The sequence below is a fragment of the Rhodococcus sp. P14 genome, assembly GCF_000256505.1.
GTDB classification, from domain to species: Bacteria; Actinomycetota; Actinomycetes; order Mycobacteriales; family Mycobacteriaceae; genus Rhodococcus; species Rhodococcus ruber.
The window spans coordinates 1-515 of sequence record NZ_AJFC01000366.1 but is presented as its reverse complement, the minus strand read 5'-3'; the positions used below and the strand labels follow the sequence as shown (position 1 = coordinate 515).

The following is a 515-nucleotide window of genomic DNA, read 5'->3' as shown; positions in this document are numbered from 1 at the left end:
CCGACCCGGTCGGACCCCCCGCCGGCGGCGACGCGACCCAGCGCACCGAGGAACTGCGCGGCGGTGATGACCAGGCCCGCGGCGGACTCGGTCCAGCCGCGCTCGGAGATCAGCCACACCAGCGCATAGGTCCACACCACGTACTGCGGCACCACCAGCAGGACCGACGCCGCGTGGATCCGTTGCAGCGACCGCCCGGCGCGGTAGGGGTTGTCGAGCAGGCCGAGTTCGGCGGCCCGGGCGCGTTCCGGCCGCGGTGGATCGACGATGCCGATCGCGCACGCTACCGCGGCGACGGCACACACCGCGGCGGCGAAGGCCAGGGCCGAGCCGATTCCGTGGTCGCGCGCGAGCGGAGGAATGGCCAGTGCGGCGACGGCGACGCCGAGCGGCAGCGACATCTGCCGGATCCCCATGGCGAGACCGCGCTGCTGCGGTGGGAACCAGCCGACGACGACGCGGCCGCTCGCGGCGTTGGCACTCGCCGCGGCGGCGCCGCCGAGGGCCAGCATGAG

General features: G+C 75.3%; 1 protein-coding gene. It reads right to left on the bottom strand.

Annotated elements, in window-relative coordinates; all coding sequences use genetic code 11:
• Positions 1-515 (bottom strand): MFS transporter (locus OEY_RS0125485; RefSeq protein ID WP_010596563.1); only part of this gene is annotated, 515 nt, incomplete at both ends.